The sequence below is a fragment of the Acidiphilium cryptum JF-5 genome, assembly GCF_000016725.1.
GTDB classification, from domain to species: domain Bacteria; phylum Pseudomonadota; class Alphaproteobacteria; order Acetobacterales; family Acetobacteraceae; genus Acidiphilium; species Acidiphilium multivorum.
The window spans coordinates 1,657,902-1,676,032 of record NC_009484.1 but is presented as its reverse complement, the minus strand read 5'-3'; the positions used below and the strand labels follow the sequence as shown (position 1 = coordinate 1,676,032).

Below are 18,131 nucleotides of genomic sequence, written 5' to 3'. Positions count from 1 at the left end.
CGCGATGTTCGGATCGGTCCTGATCGCCAATCGCGGAGAGATCGCCTGCCGGGTGATCCGCACGGCGCGGCGGATGGGGCTGCGCAGCATCGCGGTGTTCTCGGATGCCGATGCGGGGGCGGCGCATGTCGCGATGGCGGATGCGGCGGTGCGGATCGGGCCGCCGGCGGCGGCGGAGAGCTATCTCGCGATCGACCGGATCATCGAGGCGGCGCGGCGCACCGGTGCCGAGGCGATCCATCCGGGTTACGGGTTTCTCAGCGAGAACGCCGATTTCGCGGAGGCCTGCGCCGCGGCGGGGCTCGTGTTCGTCGGGCCGCCGGCGGAAGCGATCCGGGCGATGGGCTCGAAATCGGCGGCGAAGGCGCTGATGGAACAGGCCGGCGTGCCGCTGGTGCCCGGCTATCACGGCGCGGACCAGGACCCGGCGGCGCTGGCGCGGGCGGCGGCGGAGATCGGCTATCCGGTGCTGATCAAGGCGTCCGCCGGTGGCGGCGGCAAGGGCATGCGCGTGGTGCGCGCGGCGGCCGATTTCGCGGCCGAGCTCGACCGGGCGAAGGGCGAGGCGCGCGCCGCCTTCGGCGATGACCGCGTGCTGGTCGAGAAATACCTGACGAAGCCGCGGCATATCGAGATCCAGGTCTTCGCCGACACCCACGGCAACGTGGTTTCGCTGCACGAGCGCGACTGCTCGATCCAGCGGCGGCACCAGAAGATCGTCGAGGAGGCGCCGGCGCCGCTGATCGACGAGGCGATGCGCGCGGCAATGGGCAAGACGGCCTGCGACGCCGCGCGGGCGATCGGCTATGTCGGCGCCGGAACGGTCGAGTTCATCGCCGAGGATGGCGCGTTCCACTTCATGGAAATGAACACGCGGCTGCAGGTCGAGCATCCGGTGACCGAGATGATCACCGGGATCGACCTCGTCGAATGGCAGTTCCGCGTGGCCGCGGGCGAGGCGCTGCCCCTGAAGCAGGAGGGGATCGGCCGGCGGGGCCACGCGGTGGAGGTGCGGCTCTATGCCGAGGACCCGGCCCGGGATTTCGCGCCCTCGACCGGCGCGCTGGCGCGGCTGCGCCTGCCGGCGGAGAGCCGCCATTTGCGGATCGAATCCGGCGTGCGCGCCGGCGACGAGGTGTCGGTGCATTACGATCCGATGATCGCCAAGCTCGTCACCTGGGACGAGGACCGGGACGGCGCGCTGCGGCACATGGCGCAAGCGCTGGCGGCCTGCGAGATCGACGGGGTGCAGACCAATCTCGACCTGCTGCGGCGGATCGTGACGCACCCGGATTTTTGCGCGGCCGCGCTCGATACCGGGTTCATCGCCCGGCACGAGGCGGCGCTGCTGCCGGCGCGGGGCGCGCCGCCGGTCGCGGTGCTGGCGGCGGCGGCGCATCGCTGGCTGGCCACGCTGCCGCAAAGCGGCGATCCTTCCGATCCGTGGTCGCCCTGGGCGACGCGCGCGGCCTGGCGGCTGAATGGCGAGCGTTTCCAGGATGTCGTGATCGAGGATGGCGAGGCCACGCACCATCTGCGCCTGCATCCGCGCGACGAGCGGCATTTCCGCCTCGACCACGCGGGGCGGGAGGTCTTCGTTTGCGTCGATGCGGCCGGCGAGGATGAAGTGTCGGTCGAGATCGACGGTATCGTCGCGCGGCTGGGCACGAGCGGCCAGGGGGGACGGATCGTCGTTTTTGCCGATGGCGCGCGCCACGTGCTGGCCGTCGCCGATCCGCACCGCGCGGCGGGCGAGGCGGACGGCGCGGCGGCGCGGGTCACCAGCGTGATGCCGGGCAAGGTCGTGGAACTCGCCGTCGCCGCGGGCAGCGCGGTGCGCGAGGGCGATCTGCTCGCGGTGATCGAGGCGATGAAGGTGCAGTTCCGCATCACCGCCCCGCGGGACGGGGTGATCGCCGCCCTCCATTGCGCGGTGGGCGACCTGATCGAGGACGGCGCCGAACTCATGGCGTTCGCCACGGATACGGACTGAAGGAAAGGACTCGAAATGCTGTGCATCATGGGAACGATCAGGCTGCCGGCCGACCGGATGGCGGCGGCGCGGGCGCCGATGGCGGCCATGATCGCGGCCACGCGGGACGAGGCGGGCTGCCTCGAATACGCCTTCGCCGAAGACGTGCTTGATCCCGGGCTGATTCGCGTCAGCGAGCGGTGGACCGATCAGCAGGCGCTCGACGCTCATGCCGCCTCGGCGCATATGCGGGCCTGGCGCGCGGCGCTGCGGGAGATCGGCGTGCTCGATCGCGACCTGACGCTCTACGACATCGGTCATCCCCGCCCGCTCTGATCGTGCCGCTTGCCATCCGTCGGGGATTGTGCGATTGCCCGCTCTTCCCTGCCGGGCGGATGGCATTTCGCCCGGCTATGCCCGTTTCCATGGGGGAAATAGGCGCTCACCGGCGCCGGGGCTGAAACCAACCACAGGGGGACATATGCCGCTATACGAATGCGTGCTGATCGCGCGCAGTGAAATCACGCAGCAGCAGGTCGACACCATCGCCGACGCGGTGACCGCCCAGGTCGAGAGCGAAAGCGGCGCGGTGAAGAAGCGCGAATACTGGGGCCTGCGCAATCTCGCCTACCGCATCAAGAAGAACCGCAAGGGACATTATGTCCTGCTCGGGCTCGATGCCGAACCGGCGACGATCAGCGAGATGGAGCGCCAGCTCGGCCTGAACGAGGACGTGTTGCGCTTCATGACCGTGCGCGTCGAGGACATCGACGAGGCGCCGTCCGCGCCGCTCGCGCGCCGCGGCGAGGACCGTGATCGCGATCGCGGGTTCCGCGGGCCGAAGCCCGCCGGCCGCTTCGATTCGGGCCGCCGGCGCGGCGCCGATGATCGCGAGGAATACCGGGCGCGCGACGAGTATCGTTCGGACCGCGACGAAGATCAGAACGAGGAGAACTGAGCCATGTCCGACAGCATCGAGACCGCGCCGGTCAATACCCCGGCCGCCCGTCGCACCGCGGTCGGCGCGCGCCGTCCGTTCTACCGCCGCCGCAAGGCCTGCCCGTTCTCCGGCCCGAACGCGCCGAAGATCGATTACAAGGACGTCCGGCTGCTGTCGCGCTTCCTCTCGGAGCGCGGCAAGATCGTGCCGAGCCGCATCACCGCCGTTTCGGCCAAGAAGCAGCGCGAACTCGCGCGCGCCATCAAGCGCGCCCGCTTCCTCGCCCTGCTCCCCTACGTGGTCGATTGAGGAGCTAGCATCATGGCACAAGTCGAACTGATCCTGCTCCAGCGCGTCGAGCATCTCGGGCAGATGGGCGAAGTGGTGAAGGTGAAGCCGGGCTATGCCCGCAACTTCCTGCTGCCCCAGGCCAAGGCCGTGCGCGCCACCAAGCAGAACCGCGAGCGCTTCGAGCGTGAGCGTGCCCATCTCGAGGCGCAGAACCTCAAGCGCCGCGAGGAGGCCGAGCGCGTCGCCGAGCGCGTCGCCGGCCTGACCGTGACGCTGATCCGCCAGGCCAGCGACGCCGGCTCGCTCTACGGCTCGGTGACGTCGCGCGACATCGCCGATGCCTGTGGCGAAGCGAGCCTCGGCATCACGCGCAGCCAGGTCCTGCTGGTCCACCCGATCAAGACGCTGGGCCTTGCGACGGTTCGCGTGGCGCTGCATCCCGAAGTGCTGATCGATGTCGTCGTCAACGTCGCCCGCTCGCCGGAAGAGGCGGAGAAGCAGGCGCGTGGCGAGGCCATCATGCGCGAGGAAAGCGAGTACGAACTGGAGACCGGCGAGGAAGTCGCCGAGGGGCCGGAACAGACCGCCTGACCGGCATCCCGGGCTTCCAGTGCTGATGAACGGCGTCGGTCCGCGGACCGGCGCCGTTTTTCCGTTCTTGCAGCTCTGGTAGCCATTCTGTCGTTTCCCTCTTTTCCGACGGGGCGTCAGTTACCAAATCCTTGCCGGGTTCTTCAGCCGGCGGAGATTGGTCATGCGGATATTACTGGACAACCTGTTGAAACGCCTGGTCGCCCACGGCGATCTGAGCGTGATCTGGCCGGATGGCGCGATCTCCCATTACGCAGGCCGCCCGGGGCGGGCGGCAACCCTCGCGATCCGCGATCCCGCCATCATCCGCCGGCTCGTCACCGATCCGGCCATGGCGCTCGGCGAAGGCTACATGGAGGGCGCGCTCGATCCCGTCGACGGCTCTATCTATGACGTTCTGCATGTCCTGCTCTCGAGCGTGCAGGAAAGCGAGGGACGCATTCCGGCGCTGCGACTGCGCAACGCGTTCGGGCGCGTGTTCCGCCCGCTGGCGCAGCTCAACAATGCCCGCCGCTCGAAGCGCAACGTTGCGCATCACTATGATTTGAACGGCCGGCTCTACGCGCTGTTCCTCGATCGCGACCGGCAATATTCCTGCGGCTATTTTCCGCGCGGCGACGAGACGATCGACGAGGCACAGGCGGCGAAGAAGCGGCATATCGCCTCCAAGCTGCTGCTCGACCGGCCGGACCTGGAAGTTCTCGACATCGGCTGCGGCTGGGGCGGCATGGCGCTGACCATGGCGCGCGACTATGGCGCGCGGGTGACCGGGATCACCCTTTCCGAGGAACAACTCGCGGAGGCACGCCGCCGCGCCGAGGCGGAGGGGCTCGCCGATCGCGTCAGTTTCGAACTGATGGACTACCGGGCGATGACCCGCGAATTCGACCGCATCGTGTCGGTCGGCATGTTCGAGCATGTCGGCGTGCCGAATTATCCGAGTTTCTTTGCCACGGTGCAGCGGTGCCTGAAGCCGGACGGGGTGGCCCTGCTGCACGCGATCGGCCGCTTCGATGGTCCTGACGTCACCAGCCCGTGGCTGGCAAAATACATTTTCCCCGGCGGGTATTCGCCCTCGCTGTCCGAGGTGTTCGCGCCGCTCGAACGGTCCGGCCTGCGCAGCACCGACATTGAGATCCTGCGGCTGCATTATGCGAAGACGCTCGCCCACTGGCGCAAGCGCTTCGCCGCCAACCGCGATGCCATCGCCTCGCTGTACGACGAGCGGTTCTGCCGGATGTTCGAGTTCTACCTTGCAGGTTCGCAGCTTGCCTTCGAGGTGCAGGACCACATGGTCTTCCAGATCCAGCTGGCCCGCCGGCAGGACGCGGCTCCGCTCACGCGTGACTACATGATCGACGCCGAGCGGGCGGCTCAGTCCCTGAGCCGCTCGATATCGGCGCCGCACGCGGCGAGCTTGCGCTCGACGGCCTCGTAACCCCGGTCGAGGTGATAGACGCGGTTGACGATCGTCTCGCCCTTCGCGGCGAGACCGGCGAGCACCAGCGAGAACGAGGCGCGCAGGTCGGTCGCCATGACCGGCGCGCCGGACAGCCCCGGCACGCCGCGCACGATCGCCGATGAACCGTGGACGTTGATGCGCGCGCCCATGCGGTTGAGCTCGGGCACATGCATGAAGCGGTTCTCGAAGATCGTCTCGGTGATCATCGAGGCGCCCTCGGCCACGGCCATCAGCGTCATGAACTGCGCCTGCATGTCGGTCACGAAGCCGGGGAAGGGCTCGGTCATCGCATCGGTGCCATGCAGCCCGTTGCGCCGGCTGACGGTGACGCCCTCGGCCACTTCCGTCACATCCACGCCCGCCTCGCCGAGCGTGGAGGCCAGCGCGCCGAGGTCGAACATCCGTGCGCCGCGGAGCAGAACGCCGCCGCCGGTGATGGCCGCGGCACAGGCATAGGTGCCCGCCTCGATCCGGTCCGGCAGGATGGTGTGCCGCGCGCCGTGCAGAGCCTTCACCCCGCGAATGGTGAGCCGGTCCGAGCCGATTCCGCTGATATCCGCGCCCATCTTGTTCAGGCAGTCGGCGAGATCGCCGATCTCCGGCTCGCGGGCGGCGTTGACCAGCACGGTCTCGCCCTCGGCGAGGGTGGCGGTGAGCAGCAGCTGCTCGGTGGCGCCGACCGACACGAAGGGAAAGGTGATGGTCGCGCCATGCAGCCCTTTGGGCGCGCGGGCGTTGATGTAGCCGCCATCGAGGGCGATCTCGGCACCCATCGCCTCCAGCCCCTTGAGGTGCAGGTCGACCGGGCGGGTGCCGATCGCGCAGCCGCCGGGCAGCGACACGCGGGCCTCACCGGTGCGCGCCAGCAGCGGGCCGAGAACCAGGATCGAGGCGCGCATCTTGCGCACGATGTCGTAGGGCGCCTCGGTATTCGTGATGGCGCCGCCGACCGATAGCTGCTTTGCTCCGGTTTCCTCGACGGCGATGCCGTGTTGCGCGAGCAGTTGCGCCATGGTCGCGACGTCGGCGAGGGCCGGAACGTTCTCGAGTTCCAGCCGCTCGTCGGTGAGCAGGCCGGCGACCATCACCTTGAGCGCCGAATTCTTGGCGCCCGAAATGTCGATGACGCCTTCCAGCGGCCGACCGCCGCGGATGCGGATTCTATCCATGAAGCCTCACAGTCTGGGAAGCGAAACGCCGCGCTGGCGCATGTATTTGCCGGCCTTGTCGGCATAGCTGGTTTCGGGCGGCGCAGAGCCCTGCAGGAAGAGGAACTGGCAGATCCCCTCGTTGGCGTAGATCTTGGCGGGCAGGGGGGTGGTGTTCGAGATCTCGATGGTCACCTGTCCCTCCCATTCGGGTTCGAGCGGGGTGACGTTCACGATGATGCCGCAGCGCGCATAGGTCGATTTCCCGAGACAGATGACCAGCACATCGCGCGGGATGCGGAAATATTCGACCGTGTGCGCGAGCGCGAAGGAGTTGGGGGGGATGATGCAGACGGGCCCCTTGCGGTCGACAAAGCTGTCGGATGAAAAATTTTTCGGATCGACAACAGCGGAATCGACATTGGTGAAGATCTTGAAGTCGTCGGCAACCCGGGCGTCATAGCCATAGGACGACAATCCGTAGGAGATCACCCCGTCGCGCTTCTGGGTTTCGACGAAGGGATCGATCATCCCGTTCGATACAGCCTGCTCGCGAATCCAGTGGTCCGGCATTACCGGCATGGGCTGTCTCCGTCAGCGGCTTCCGGCCTGACTGCGGGCTGAGCGGCGCGTTCACGAAGTTGCTGCTTGCGGCGCCAGAGATTGGCGCGCAGAGCTTCAGCCTCGCGCTGCCTTCGAGCTGCCGCGGCCGCCTCGGCGTCGCTGCGAGTATCTTTTGTGCTGCCGGTCATGGCAGGACAAAGCGGAATTGCAGGGATGCCGTCAAGTGCCGCGCTTGCGCCGGGCGGCTCCTTTGGATATACCGCCCGGCAACGCGGCGCTGTCATAGCTCAGGGGTAGAGCACCTCATTGGTAATGAGGAGGTCGAGGGTTCAATTCCCTCTGACAGCACCATAAAATCAAGCACTTAAGTGGTGATTTCCGGTTTCCGAATGTCACCTCGGGTATAACTGTGCTTCACATCTGCTGAAGAAATCTCCGGCAGCGTGAACGCCTCATTGCGTATCGCCCGCGCCCTTCATGTGCGCTGCCGGCTGTCGCATGCGGCGAGATTGCTCACCACGATTGATTATTTGATTATTCTGGCCAGCGTGCGCCGGACTGCCGCCTCTGCAACAGCGTGCGCATCTTCGATGCCCTTCTGCGAAAAGCGGTTCGATTTCTGAGGTATATATGGCGGACCCGGCGCGATTCGAACGCGCGACCTTTGCCTTCGGAGGGCAACGCTCTATCCAGCTGAGCTACGGGTCCGGCAACGCCCGCATAGCGCGGATTGGATCTGGGCTCAATGCCCTTCGGCCGTTGGCAGCGCAAGTGGAGGCCGTCCTCTTCGCTGGCGATAGGCATCGGGGGTCTTTGGCGGTATTGTGGCGATCGTTCACACAGCGCGTGAGGTGTTCATGTCCGACTCAGCGGGCGCGATAGATTTCGAGATGATTCAGGTTCGGGAGCGAACCGTCGCTTGTGACGGGGGAGGCGGCCCGTTGGGGCATCCGCGCGTCTATCTGAAGATTGAGGATCGCGAAGTCACCTGTCCTTATTGCTCCCGCCACTATGTCCTGACTGGAAATGCAACGCCGGGCGAGGGGCATTGACCAGGCGGCTGGTTCTTGTCGATGGCTCCGGGTTCATTTTCCGGGCCTTCCATGCCTTGCCGCCGATGACGCGGGACGATGGCACGCCCGTCAACGCGGTCTTCGGGTTCTGCAACATGCTGGCCCGGTTGCTCAAGGAGCATACAGGCACGCATCTCGCGGTGATTTTCGATGCCGGACGCACGACGTTCCGGAACGAGATCGATCCCCGGTACAAGGCGCACCGCCCTGAACCTCCCGAGGAACTGGTGCCGCAATTCGTCCTTGTGCGCGAGGCGACCCGCGCCTTTGCCGTACCGGCTATCGAGCTGGACGGGGTCGAGGCAGATGACCTGATCGCCAGCTACGCCGAGGAGATGAAGAAGGCCGGGGGCGAGGCCGTGATCATCTCATCCGACAAGGATCTGATGCAGTTGCTTGATGCCCATGTGTCGATGCTGGACCCGATCAAGTCCACGCCGATCGGGCCTGACGAGGTCGTCGCGAAGTATGGCGTCACCCCGGAGCAGATGGTCGATGCCCAGGCGCTGATGGGGGACTCGGTTGACAACGTTCCCGGTGTACCGGGAATCGGCCCCAAGGGAGCGGCTCAGTTGATCGCCGAGTTCGGCGATCTCGAATCCATTCTCGCGGCCGCCGCTTCGGGAACGATGAAGCCGTCGAAACGACGCGAATCACTGGTGGCGTATGCCGAAGAGGCGCGGATTTCCCGCCGGCTGGTCGAATTGCGACGGGACGTTCCCTTGCCGGTTCCGATCGACGAGCTGGCGATCGCACCGCTGCACGACGGTATGCTGAACGACTTCCTGGATGCTCAGGGCTTCAAAAGCATCAAGGCCCGACTCGGGCTTGATGGCGTGGCGAAGCGGAACGGCGAGCGTCTTGCCGAAGCCGCCGGTGCGGCCGATGCGCCGGCGCCGGCCGCACCCGCGGCTGATGCGCCGTTCGGCCCCTATGTCACGATCGACAGTGAGGCTGAACTCGACCGCTGGATTGCCGAGATCAGGCATGCCGGCCGTTTTGCGATCGACACCGAGACGACCGGTCTCAATCCTCGGCACGCGAAACTGGTCGGCATCTCGGTCGCGACCGCGCCCGGCCGGGCGGCCTATGTTCCGCTCGGGCACGAGGATGGCCCGCAATTGCCACGCCCGCTCGCGCTCGAGCGGCTGGCGCCGGTTCTGGCCGATCCGTCGATCCTGAAAATTTTCCACAACGCGAAATTCGATCTGCACGTTCTCGAGCGTGCCGGCCTCGCGGATGCGACGCCGGTGGATGACACGATGCTGATGTCCTACACGCTTGGCGCCGGCCGGCATGGGCATGGGATGGACGAGTTATCGGCGTTGCATCTCGATCATCGGCCCATTTCCTACGATGAGGTGACAGGAACCGGCCGTAGCCGGGTTTCCTTCGCGGCCGTGCCGATCGATCGTGCTACCGCCTATGCCGCTGAGGATGCCGATGTCACGCTGCGCCTCTGGCTGCTGCTGCGGCCACGGCTGCGTACGGAGGCGGCGCTCGCGCTCTATGAAACGATGGAGCGCCGCTTGCTATCCGTGCTGCTCGGCATGGAACGTGCCGGCATCATGGTCGATCGCGCCGATCTCGAGTCGATGTCCGCCGAGTTTGCCCGGCGGATGGACGATATCCAGCGGGAGATCGAGAAACTCGCCGGTCGCGCCTTCAATCCCGGCAGCCCGAAGCAGCTCGGGGAAATCCTGTTCGACGAGATGGGGCTGCCCGGCGGCAAAAGGACCAAGACGGGCGCCTGGGGAACCGACGCAACCGTCCTCGAGGAGCTGGCCGCATCCGGTCATGATCTGCCGGTCCGCGTGCTGGAATGGCGGCAGTTGCAGAAGCTGAAATCCACATACGCCGATGCCCTGGTCGGCGAGATCGATATCGCGGATCAGCGGGTCCACACCAGTTTCTCCCAGGCGATCACGACGACGGGACGGCTTTCGTCAAACGAGCCGAACCTGCAGAACATCCCGATCCGGACCAGCGAGGGCGCGCGGATACGCCGAGCCTTCATCGCCGCGCCCGGCAAGGCGCTGATTTCCGCCGACTATTCGCAGATCGAACTGCGGCTGCTGGCGCATGTTGCCGATATTCCGGCGCTGAAGGAGAGTTTTGCCAAAGGCGAGGACATCCATGCCCGCACGGCCGCCGAGGTGTTCGGCCTGCCGATGGAGGGGATGGATCCGATGGTCCGGCGCCGCGCGAAGGCCATCAATTTCGGCATCATCTACGGCATTTCCGCCTTTGGTCTAGCCCGCCAGCTCGGGATCGAGAATAGCGAGGCCAAGCGCTTCATTGATGCCTATTTCGCGCGCTATCCGGAAATCCGGCGCTACATGAACGAGACGGCGGAATTCGCGCGCACGCATGGCTATGTTCTCACGCCCTTCGGTAGGCGCTGCTATGTTCCTGGAATCACAGAGAAAAATCCGGCGCGGCGAGGTTACGCGGAACGCCAGGCGATCAATGCGCCGTTGCAGGGAGGGGCGGCCGACATCATCAAGCGTGCGATGGTGCGCCTTCCCGCGGCGATCCGAGATGCGGGACTGGATGCCGTGATGCTGTTGCAGGTGCATGACGAACTGGTCTTCGAGGCGCCAAAGGATCAGGCAGAGGCGACGGCGAAGCTCGCATGCGCGGTGATGCAGGGGGCGGCATCGCTTTCGGTGCCGCTGCTGGTGGAGACCGGGATCGGCGCGAACTGGTCGGACGCGCACTGAGCAAGATGCAGGCGACCTTACTCCGGCCGGTTGAACCGTTGCCTCGTGACGCCTTGATGCAGCCGCGCCAGGGCGTCTCCCAGCGGTCCATCGGGCAGTCCGGCCGGTGGCGCGCCGGCCTCGTGTCGTGGTCGAAGCGGTCGAGTTGTCGCGGGGATGATCATGTCGGTGAAGCGCAGCCGTTGGACGGGCGCGCCGCCGAGGGCAAGATTGATCTTCCCGATCAGGGTCGGGGCGAGATGCTGAAGCGCCAGCGCGTCTGGCCCCGCGCAGCCGATCGTCAGCGTACCTGCGGCGAATTTGACGGGGTGGCTGCAAGACGAAATTTCCGGTCCGGCGATATCGCCCCAGTCGGCGATCAGCGTGCCGAGCACCGAGCCACGCCGCCGAAGGGCCGGCCGCAGCACGGGGGCAAGCAGGGCTGCGATGCCGCGCGGCGCGTTGTGCCGCGGCGCTTCCGGTGCCGGCATCCTGGGTCTCGTCGGCGTTTTTCGTGAGTCGGTCCCTGCCATCCGCCGAAAATCTGCTCCGCTGGTATCATGTTCACCGGCGCATCCTGCCTTGGCGCGCCGGCCCGGGTACCCTGCCCGATCCCTATCATGTCTGGCTGAGCGAAATCATGCTGCAGCAGACAGTCGTAGCGACTGTCATACCTTATTTCCATCGCTTCATCGAGCGTTTCCCCACGATCAGCGACCTCGCGGTCGCGGTGGATGATGAGATTCTGGGCCTGTGGGCGGGGCTTGGCTATTACGCGCGGGCACGCAACCTGATCCGCTGCGCGAGGGCCGTCGCCGAGGCGGGCGGGTTTCCCGTCACGCTCGACGGGCTACGTGCGCTGCCCGGCATCGGCCCTTATACGGCTGCGGCGATCGGCGCGATCGCCTTCGATATTCCGGTGGTTCCGGTGGACGGCAATGTCGAGCGGGTTACCGCCAGGATGTTCGCGATCGAGGAGGCGTTGCCCGCGGCGAAGGACGCGATTGCGGTCGCCGCTGCCCGCCTTGGCGCGCAGGCGGCAGCGCAATCCAGCCCAGGTGACTTTGCGCAGGCATTGTTCGATCTCGGAGCCACCGTCTGCACGCCGCGCAGTCCATCATGCATGGTCTGCCCGTGGCGCGACGGATGCGCGGCACATGCCCGGGGGCTGTCCGCCGACCTGCCGCGCAAGGCGAAGCGCGCGGCGCGGCCCGTGCGGCGCGGCACCGTGTTCGTGATGCAGGATCGATCCGGCATGATTGGCCTGCGCCGGCGGCCACCACGCGGATTGCTCGGAGGGATGCTGGAGGTGCCGGGCACGGATTGGGAGGCGACAGCTCCGCCCCCGGTGCCGCCATGCGCCGCGCATTGGCTTGATGCCGGCACGATCATTCACGTTTTCACCCATTTCGAGTTGCGCCTCACCGTGAAGGCGGGCCGCGTCGCGGCGCTACCCGGCGGGATCGTCGCCGCGCCGCCCGATACGCCTCTGCCGACCGTGATGCGCAAGGCGCTGGAGGCCGGGCTTGCTGTTCTCGATGAGCGGTCGCCGAAATAAAAAGCTGCCCCGGACATGAAGTCCGGGGCGAGTTGACAGGACGGGTGCCGGCCCGATGCCGGCACCGCGGGGGAACTCGAAGGGATCAGCGATCCGGTGCGCTGACGGCCCAGCTGTGATGGTGCACCAGCCCGTCGTCGTGATCGTGGCCATGGTCGATAGCCGGCGTTTCGTCACGGAACTGTTCGGTTTCGGTGCTGCCGGCCATTGCCGTGGTCGAGGCCTGGCCTGCGGAGATCGCGACGGCAACGGCGTCGAAGTAGGAGGTGCCGACCTCCCGCTGATGGCGCGTCGCCGTGTAGCCGTCCTTCTCGGCGGCAAACTCCGCCTGCTGTAGCTCCGAATAGGCGCTCATGCCGCGGGCGGCGTAGCCCTTGGCGAGCTGGAACATCGAGTAGTTCAGTGAATGGAAGCCGGCCAGGGTGACGAACTGGAACTTGTAGCCCATGGCGCCGATCTCGCGCTGGAAGCTCTCGATCTTTTCCGGCGAAAGCTTCTTGCGCCAGTTGAAGCTCGGCGAGCAGTTGTAGGCCAGCATCTTGCCGGGGAACTGCTTATGGATGGCTTCGGCGAACTGCCGGGCCTCCTCGAGATTGGGTTCGGAGGTTTCCCACCAGAGCAGGTCGGCATATGGCGCGTAGGCGAGTGAGCGGGCGATCGCGTATTCCACGCCGATTCCCGGCTTGATCCGGTAGAAGCCCTCCGGCGTGCGTTCGCCGGTCAGGAACGGGCGGTCGCGCTCGTCGATGTCAGCGGTCAGAAGCTGGGCCGCGTGGCTGTCGGTGCGGCAGAGCAGCACGGTGGGGACGCCCTCGACGTCGGCGGCCAGACGGGCCGCGTTCAAGGTGCGGATATGCTGGGCGATGGGCACCAGCACCTTGCCGCCCAGATGGCCGCACTTCTTCTCGGAGGCGAGCTGGTCCTCGAAGTGAACGCCAGCCGCCCCGGCCTCGATCATGGCCTTCATCAATTCATAGGCGTTCAATGCACCGCCGAACCCGGCCTCTGCATCCGCAATGATCGGCGCCATCCAGTATTGCGACGAATCGCCTTCCATGCGGGCGATCTGGTCGGCGCGACGTAGCGCGCTGTTGATGCGGCGGACCACCATCGGCACCGAGTTCACCGGATAGAGCGACTGGTCGGGATACATTTCTCCCGACAGGTTCGCGTCGGCGGCGACCTGCCAGCCGGAGAGATAGATTGCCTTCAGCCCTGCCTTTACCTGCTGCATGGCCTGATTGCCGGTGAGCGCGCCGAGCGTGTTCACATAGGGTTCGGTCTTCAGCAGATGCCAGAGGCGATTGGCGCCCATCTCGGCGAGCGTGTGGCGTACCCTGAACGATCCCGCGAGCTTCTCGACATCGGCCGGCGTATAATCGCGCTTGATTCCGGCAAATCGGCCGGGGGCGACGGAGAGCCCACCCGGAATGCCTTCCGGGGAATGGGCCGGGTTGGGGAAATTTGACATGACACTCTCCTTTGCCGTGGCGGCGAATTCACAGACGCTCAAGTCGCGCTGATGAGTGAATTATTTACGCTGCAACCGCGAATGTCATTGCCAAAAATGGCATTAAATGATGAAATGCGTCGCTGAATTGACTGTAAAATTTTACAATATGTAAAATCTGAAAAATCCACCTGCTCGACGAGGCTGTTCGCATGTCCAAGCCGTTAATCGGTCGTATCGTTCGCCGCCTGCGTCAGGAACAGGGCCTGACGCAGCAGAAACTGGCGAGCCGGCTGGGCATCTCGACCTCGTATCTCAATCTGATCGAGCATGATCAGCGGGGCGTGACGGCTGCGCTGCTGATCAAGCTGACCGAGACGCTTAAGGTGGATCTTGCTGCGCTTTCCGGCTCCGACGAGCGGCAGGTGGAACAGGCGTTGCGGGAAGCGTTCGCCGACCCGCTGATCGGGACGGAGTCGGTGCCCGATTCCGAAGCGCAGATGATCGCCGCATCCGCCCCCGCGGCAGCCCAGGCGATGCTTGGTCTGTATCGCGCGTTCCAGGCGGTCAGGGAGGAGACCGGCGGGATCACGCTCCCGTCCGGCCGCAAGATCCTGTTGCCGAACGAGGAAGTGCGGGATGTCTTTCATGAGCATGCCAACCACTTTCCCGAGCTTGAGGAGGCCGCAGAGGCGCTCGGGGCGGAACTGCCGGCAGCGACGCTGGGGATGAATCACGCCTTGGCGGAGCGGCTGCGCCACAAGCATGGGCTTGTCGTTTCCGTGGCGCCCCTGCCGGGGGCACTGCGCGTGTTCGATCCCGCGCGGCGGCATCTTGTCCTGTCCGAGACCCTCCCGCGGGAGAGCCGCGGATTTCAGATGGCCTTCCAGCTTGGCCTGTTCGAGGCCCGTGATCTGATCGAACAGGTGGTCCGACGGGCGACCCTCACCACACGCGATGCGGGGGAGTTGCTGCGGATCGGACTGATTAATTATTTCGCCGGCGCCGTCCTGATGCCCTATGTGCCGTTCTTGGCTGCAGCCCAGGAATTGCGGCACGATGTTGAACATCTGGCGATGCGCTTCGGTGTCTCATTCGAGCAGGCCTGCCACCGCCTCTCCACGCTCCAGCGCCAGGGGGCGCGCGGCGTGCCGTTCTTTTTTCTGCGCGTTGACCCTGCGGGGAATGTCTCGAAGCGATTTTCCGCCGCAGGGTTTCCGTTCGCACGTTTTGGCGGCAACTGCCCGCGCTGGATCGTGCACTCGGCGTTTGCGACTCCCGGGACAGTCCGGGTGCAGGTGGCGCAACTGCCGGAGGGCGCAACATATCTATGTTTCGCGCGCACGATCATTGCCTCGCCCGCGCATTGGGGCGAACCGCCGGCCACGCGCGTTGTGGCGATGGGGTGCGACATCGGCCGTGCCGGCGAGGTCGTTTATGCTGACGGGCTCGATCTGGACCGCGCGGCGGTAGGGATTGGCCTGTCCTGCAGGCTTTGCGACCGGCCCGATTGCCGCTCCCGCGCCTTCCCGCCGCTGGCCCATCGCCTCGCGCTTGATGTTTCGACGACCAGTGCCAGCCCCTACCGGTTCAAGCCAGCAAGTGGAGGCGGTAGCCAATAGCGACCGGCCCGGTTTCCGTTTTGCCCGTGCCGCTGCCGGCACCATCCGTGACCAAACGCTCAGCGGAGAAAAAAAGGACCGCCGCCGCCCGGGAAGAGATACCGGCTTGCGAAAGTGGTTGCCTCTGCAGCAATCGGGACAGGCGGGAAATGTGCAAGGATTGAAAGGGTGCGCGGCGGAGGGAGGGTAAATTCCGCGCCTTTCGCGGCGGCAAGGGCTGCTGGCCGATTGCCATGACGCAAGGCGAGGCTGATCGTCACCATTGAATTGATGACGGTCTGCGATGGTGTGCCCGGCCTGATGCCGAGTACCGCCCGCACCGCGCGACGCGCCCGCAGCATCTGGAGCTTGGCAAGACTATTCATTGAGACCCAGCGGCCGCCGGTGGCAAATTGTCCAGCCATGGCGTCGAGCGAGGCGACGGCAAGCGCCATTTCGGCCGGTCGTCCCTGCATGGCTTTGGGGTGGGTGAATGACCAGCGCGCTTCGTTGGTTGCCGCGATCGCCGGATCTTCGCCGATGACCCGACCGTCGAAGGCATTTGCCGGGAGATAGCCGGTGGATGGAGGAGGCGTTTCGAGTGCGCAGCCGGAAAGGCCAAGACTGACCAGACCGATGAATAGACTGGAGCGGATCGCCTGGTGCATGGCATGTCTCCAATGCCGTGCCGATAAGATCAGGCCGGCTTGAGCCCGTTGCGGAAGCGCGCCGCAAGTTCGACGTAATGCGGTGCCGTCAGATCATATTGGGCACGTTCCTCATTCGTCATCACCCTGACCAGCCGGGCAGGTGATCCCATCCAGAGTTCGTTGCGGCCGATGCGCTTGCCTGGCGTCAGCAGGGAATGCGCAGCCAGCATTCCCCCTTCCTCGATGACCGCTCCGTCGAGCACGACGGCACCCATGGCGACGAACGCGCGATTCTCCAGCGTGCATGCATGAATGATTGCGGCGTGACCGATGGTGACATCGGCGCCAATGCGTGCCGCGAACCGTTCGCCGGCGTTCACGTGGATAACCGTGCCGTCCTGGACGTTGGTTCGTGGACCGATCTGGATCACGTTGTTATCAGCACGTAACGTGCAATTGAACCAGACATTGGCTCCCGCCGCGACTTGAACGGCGCCAATCAATACCGCGCCGGGTGCGACCCACGCATCCGGATCGATGTCCGGGCGGACGCCGTCCAGTTCGAACAGGGCAGGTGAGGTGTGGTGCATCCCGCGATCCTCCGTGTCAGCCGTCGGCCGGTGGCACCCAGGGAATTTGAGCGAACTCGATTCCTTCTTCGGCAAGCGCTTCCGATTCGGCCTCGGTGGCTTCGCCGTAAATGCCGCGCGAGGGGGCATCGCCATTATGGATGCGCCGCGCTTCGGCCGCGAATTCTTGGCCGACATAGTCGCAATGCGTCTCGACCTCGCGCCGCAGCCCCGCCAGCAATGCCCGCAATTCGTCGGGCATGCGTCCGGCGACCGCGGCGGTTCTCGGCTTCCTGGCCGGAGGTTGTTGGCGCGGCTCTTCCGGATTGCCCTTGCCGATTCGAGGGGCCATCAAAGCGCGTGCCACGTCCGTGCCACCGCAGCGCGGGCAATTGAGAAGGCGGCGCTTCACCTGGCGTTCGAAGCTTGCACTATTGGCAAACCAGCCATCGAATTCATGAGTGCAGGCGCAGCGGAGTTGATAATGGATCATGCTGCAAGGAGTGGATCAAGCCGGCCGGTCCGTTCGAGTTCGAGCAACTCGTCGCAGCCGCCGATCGATTGGCCGTCGATGAAGATCTGCGGTACGGTCGTGCTGCCACCAGATCTTTCAATGGCCTCGCGGCGGGCTGCGGAGCCTCGGGGCGCATCAATTTCTGTGAACGGCACGCCCTTCTCGCGCATGAGGCGAACGGCGCGGCTGCAGTACGGGCAGAAAGCCTGGGTGTAAATTTCGACTGTCGGCATATGATCTCTCCAGCCCTTCACATACGCGAGCCGAAATTTATCGCAAGACTGTTGCGTAATTGTTAAATGTCTTCGGCCTCCGCGACACGTGCAATGGCCAAAACATCAACGGCAGCGGCCCCTGCGGCGTAGAGCGTATCAGCGCAGGCGGATGCCGTGGCGCCGGTTGTCAGGACATCGTCGACGAGCAGGATTGTGCGCCCTGCAATATGCGCTTCGCGGCCCTCGCGGATGCCGATTGCCCCTTTAAGGGCCAATTCTCGCCCTGTCTGGTCCAGTTCTGAAAGAGGCCGGGTTGCCCTCAGGCGGACGAGGGCATCGATCATGACCTTCGTGCCGGAAATGCGCCCCAGCGCACGGGCGAGCAGCCCGGCCTGGTTATACCCGCGATGAGCGAGGCGCGAGCGGTGTAGCGGCACGGGCACCAGGAGATCCGCGCGCGCCAGTAACTCCTTGCCAGGGCGGAGCAGCAGCCGTGCGAGGCCGATAGCGAGTTCCGGCCGATCGGCATACTTGAAAGGCAGGATCAGCCGCTTGGCGGCGGCATTGTATTGCAGCGCGGCGCGGGCGCTGCGGAATGTGGGGGGCGCCCAGTCACAACTCGTGCAGAGCGGGGCAGGCTCGGCAAGCGGAAGGCCGCATTGGCCGCAAACCGGGTCAGTGATGAAACTGGTCTCGACGAAACACGAGACGCAGAGCAGCCCGTCGGCCGGCACCTCCTCGCTGCAGGCCAGGCACTGGGGCGGGAGCAGGAGATCAAGCGCAGCACGGGCCAGCGACTTCAGCATGACAGGGGCTTTTCGCCAGCCGGCA

At 65.6% G+C, this 18,131-nt stretch carries 19 protein-coding genes and 2 tRNA genes; 11 read left to right on the top strand and 10 right to left on the bottom strand.

The annotated features are described in order from the left end of the window. Positions 1–4 precede the first annotated feature (4 nt). From ACRY_RS09985 to ACRY_RS09960, 6 genes are all read left to right on the top strand, one after another. Positions 5–1,993, top strand: a complete 1,989-nt coding sequence (locus tag ACRY_RS09985) for an acetyl/propionyl/methylcrotonyl-CoA carboxylase subunit alpha (protein WP_011942299.1) — start codon at positions 5–7, stop codon at positions 1,991–1,993. Between the two features lie 15 nt (positions 1,994–2,008). Next, complete coding sequence (locus ACRY_RS09980; RefSeq protein ID WP_007423702.1) at positions 2,009–2,308, top strand: putative quinol monooxygenase; 300 nt, start codon at positions 2,009–2,011, stop codon at positions 2,306–2,308. A 145-nt stretch (positions 2,309–2,453) separates the two neighbouring features. Further along, positions 2,454–2,930, top strand: coding sequence for a 30S ribosomal protein S6 (gene rpsF / locus ACRY_RS09975; RefSeq protein ID WP_007423703.1), 477 nt, complete (start codon positions 2,454–2,456; stop codon positions 2,928–2,930). A 3-nt stretch (positions 2,931–2,933) separates the two neighbouring features. Then, complete coding sequence (rpsR, locus tag ACRY_RS09970) at positions 2,934–3,221, top strand: 30S ribosomal protein S18 (RefSeq protein WP_011942298.1); 288 nt, start codon at positions 2,934–2,936, stop codon at positions 3,219–3,221. Between the two features lie 12 nt (positions 3,222–3,233). Then, on the top strand, positions 3,234–3,794 hold the full coding sequence (rplI, locus tag ACRY_RS09965; protein WP_007422451.1) for a 50S ribosomal protein L9: 561 nt from the start codon (positions 3,234–3,236) through the stop codon (positions 3,792–3,794). A 163-nt stretch (positions 3,795–3,957) separates the two neighbouring features. Beyond that, positions 3,958–5,232 (top strand): SAM-dependent methyltransferase, encoded by a 1,275-nt coding sequence (locus tag ACRY_RS09960; protein WP_011942297.1) that lies wholly within the window; start codon positions 3,958–3,960, stop codon positions 5,230–5,232. Here the strand turns inward: ACRY_RS09960 and murA are convergent. Together murA and dcd are read right to left on the bottom strand one after the other, a co-directional pair. After that, positions 5,169–6,425, bottom strand: a complete 1,257-nt coding sequence (murA, locus tag ACRY_RS09955) for a UDP-N-acetylglucosamine 1-carboxyvinyltransferase (protein WP_007422449.1) — start codon at positions 6,423–6,425, stop codon at positions 5,169–5,171. The genes ACRY_RS09960 and murA overlap by 64 nt on opposite strands. Before the next feature lie 6 nt (positions 6,426–6,431). After that, on the bottom strand, positions 6,432–6,986 hold the full coding sequence (dcd, locus tag ACRY_RS09950) for a dCTP deaminase (protein WP_007422448.1): 555 nt from the start codon (positions 6,984–6,986) through the stop codon (positions 6,432–6,434). 258 nt (positions 6,987–7,244) lie between these two features. On the opposite strand from dcd, the gene ACRY_RS09945 reads away from it, so the two are divergent. Next, positions 7,245–7,319, top strand: a tRNA-Thr gene (locus ACRY_RS09945). A gap of 280 nt (positions 7,320–7,599) precedes the next feature. On the opposite strand, the gene ACRY_RS09940 is transcribed toward ACRY_RS09945, so the two are convergent. After that, positions 7,600–7,676, bottom strand: a tRNA-Arg gene (locus tag ACRY_RS09940). A gap of 116 nt (positions 7,677–7,792) precedes the next feature. Between ACRY_RS09940 and ACRY_RS19115 the strand changes: the two genes are divergently transcribed. Together ACRY_RS19115 and polA are read left to right on the top strand one after the other, a co-directional pair. Next, positions 7,793–8,020, top strand: a complete 228-nt coding sequence (locus ACRY_RS19115; RefSeq protein ID WP_011942295.1) for a zinc-finger domain-containing protein — start codon at positions 7,793–7,795, stop codon at positions 8,018–8,020. After that, the gene (gene polA / locus ACRY_RS09935) at positions 8,017–10,764 is read left to right on the top strand and encodes a DNA polymerase I (protein ID WP_011942294.1); all 2,748 of its coding nucleotides are present in this window, start codon (positions 8,017–8,019) and stop codon (positions 10,762–10,764) included. The genes ACRY_RS19115 and polA overlap by 4 nt, the downstream gene beginning before the upstream one ends. A gap of 17 nt (positions 10,765–10,781) precedes the next feature. On the opposite strand, the gene ACRY_RS09930 is transcribed toward polA, so the two are convergent. Next, positions 10,782–11,234: a DUF721 domain-containing protein gene (locus tag ACRY_RS09930; RefSeq protein WP_007422446.1), complete on the bottom strand. Its 453-nt coding sequence runs from the start codon at positions 11,232–11,234 to the stop codon at positions 10,782–10,784. Between ACRY_RS09930 and ACRY_RS09925 the strand changes: the two genes are divergently transcribed. Continuing rightward, on the top strand, positions 11,225–12,301 hold the full coding sequence (locus ACRY_RS09925; RefSeq protein WP_050751106.1) for an A/G-specific adenine glycosylase: 1,077 nt from the start codon (positions 11,225–11,227) through the stop codon (positions 12,299–12,301). The genes ACRY_RS09930 and ACRY_RS09925 overlap by 10 nt on opposite strands. Positions 12,302–12,386: 85 nt before the next feature. Here the strand turns inward: ACRY_RS09925 and aceA are convergent, their stop codons facing one another. After that, positions 12,387–13,772 (bottom strand): isocitrate lyase, encoded by a 1,386-nt coding sequence (gene aceA / locus ACRY_RS09920; RefSeq protein ID WP_011942291.1) that lies wholly within the window; start codon positions 13,770–13,772, stop codon positions 12,387–12,389. Between the two features lie 191 nt (positions 13,773–13,963). Between aceA and ACRY_RS09915 the strand changes: the two genes are divergently transcribed. Further along, positions 13,964–15,373, top strand: a complete 1,410-nt coding sequence (locus ACRY_RS09915) for a helix-turn-helix domain-containing protein (protein ID WP_011942290.1) — start codon at positions 13,964–13,966, stop codon at positions 15,371–15,373. A gap of 59 nt (positions 15,374–15,432) precedes the next feature. On the opposite strand, the gene ACRY_RS09910 is transcribed toward ACRY_RS09915, so the two are convergent. The 5 genes from ACRY_RS09910 to ACRY_RS09890 form a co-directional block, all read right to left on the bottom strand. Next, positions 15,433–16,020: a hypothetical protein gene (locus tag ACRY_RS09910; protein WP_011942289.1), complete on the bottom strand. Its 588-nt coding sequence runs from the start codon at positions 16,018–16,020 to the stop codon at positions 15,433–15,435. Between the two features lie 29 nt (positions 16,021–16,049). Continuing rightward, complete coding sequence (locus ACRY_RS09905) at positions 16,050–16,592, bottom strand: gamma carbonic anhydrase family protein (protein ID WP_011942288.1); 543 nt, start codon at positions 16,590–16,592, stop codon at positions 16,050–16,052. Between the two features lie 16 nt (positions 16,593–16,608). Then, positions 16,609–17,064 (bottom strand): DUF1178 family protein, encoded by a 456-nt coding sequence (locus ACRY_RS09900; RefSeq protein ID WP_007421846.1) that lies wholly within the window; start codon positions 17,062–17,064, stop codon positions 16,609–16,611. After that, the gene (gene grxC, locus ACRY_RS09895) at positions 17,061–17,318 is read right to left on the bottom strand and encodes a glutaredoxin 3 (RefSeq protein ID WP_011942287.1); all 258 of its coding nucleotides are present in this window, start codon (positions 17,316–17,318) and stop codon (positions 17,061–17,063) included. The genes ACRY_RS09900 and grxC overlap by 4 nt, the downstream gene beginning before the upstream one ends. A 62-nt stretch (positions 17,319–17,380) precedes the next feature. Then, a complete protein-coding gene (locus tag ACRY_RS09890) occupies positions 17,381–18,106 on the bottom strand; it encodes a ComF family protein (protein ID WP_043509149.1) in 726 nt (241 codons plus the stop codon). Positions 18,107–18,131: the final 25 nt, after the last annotated feature.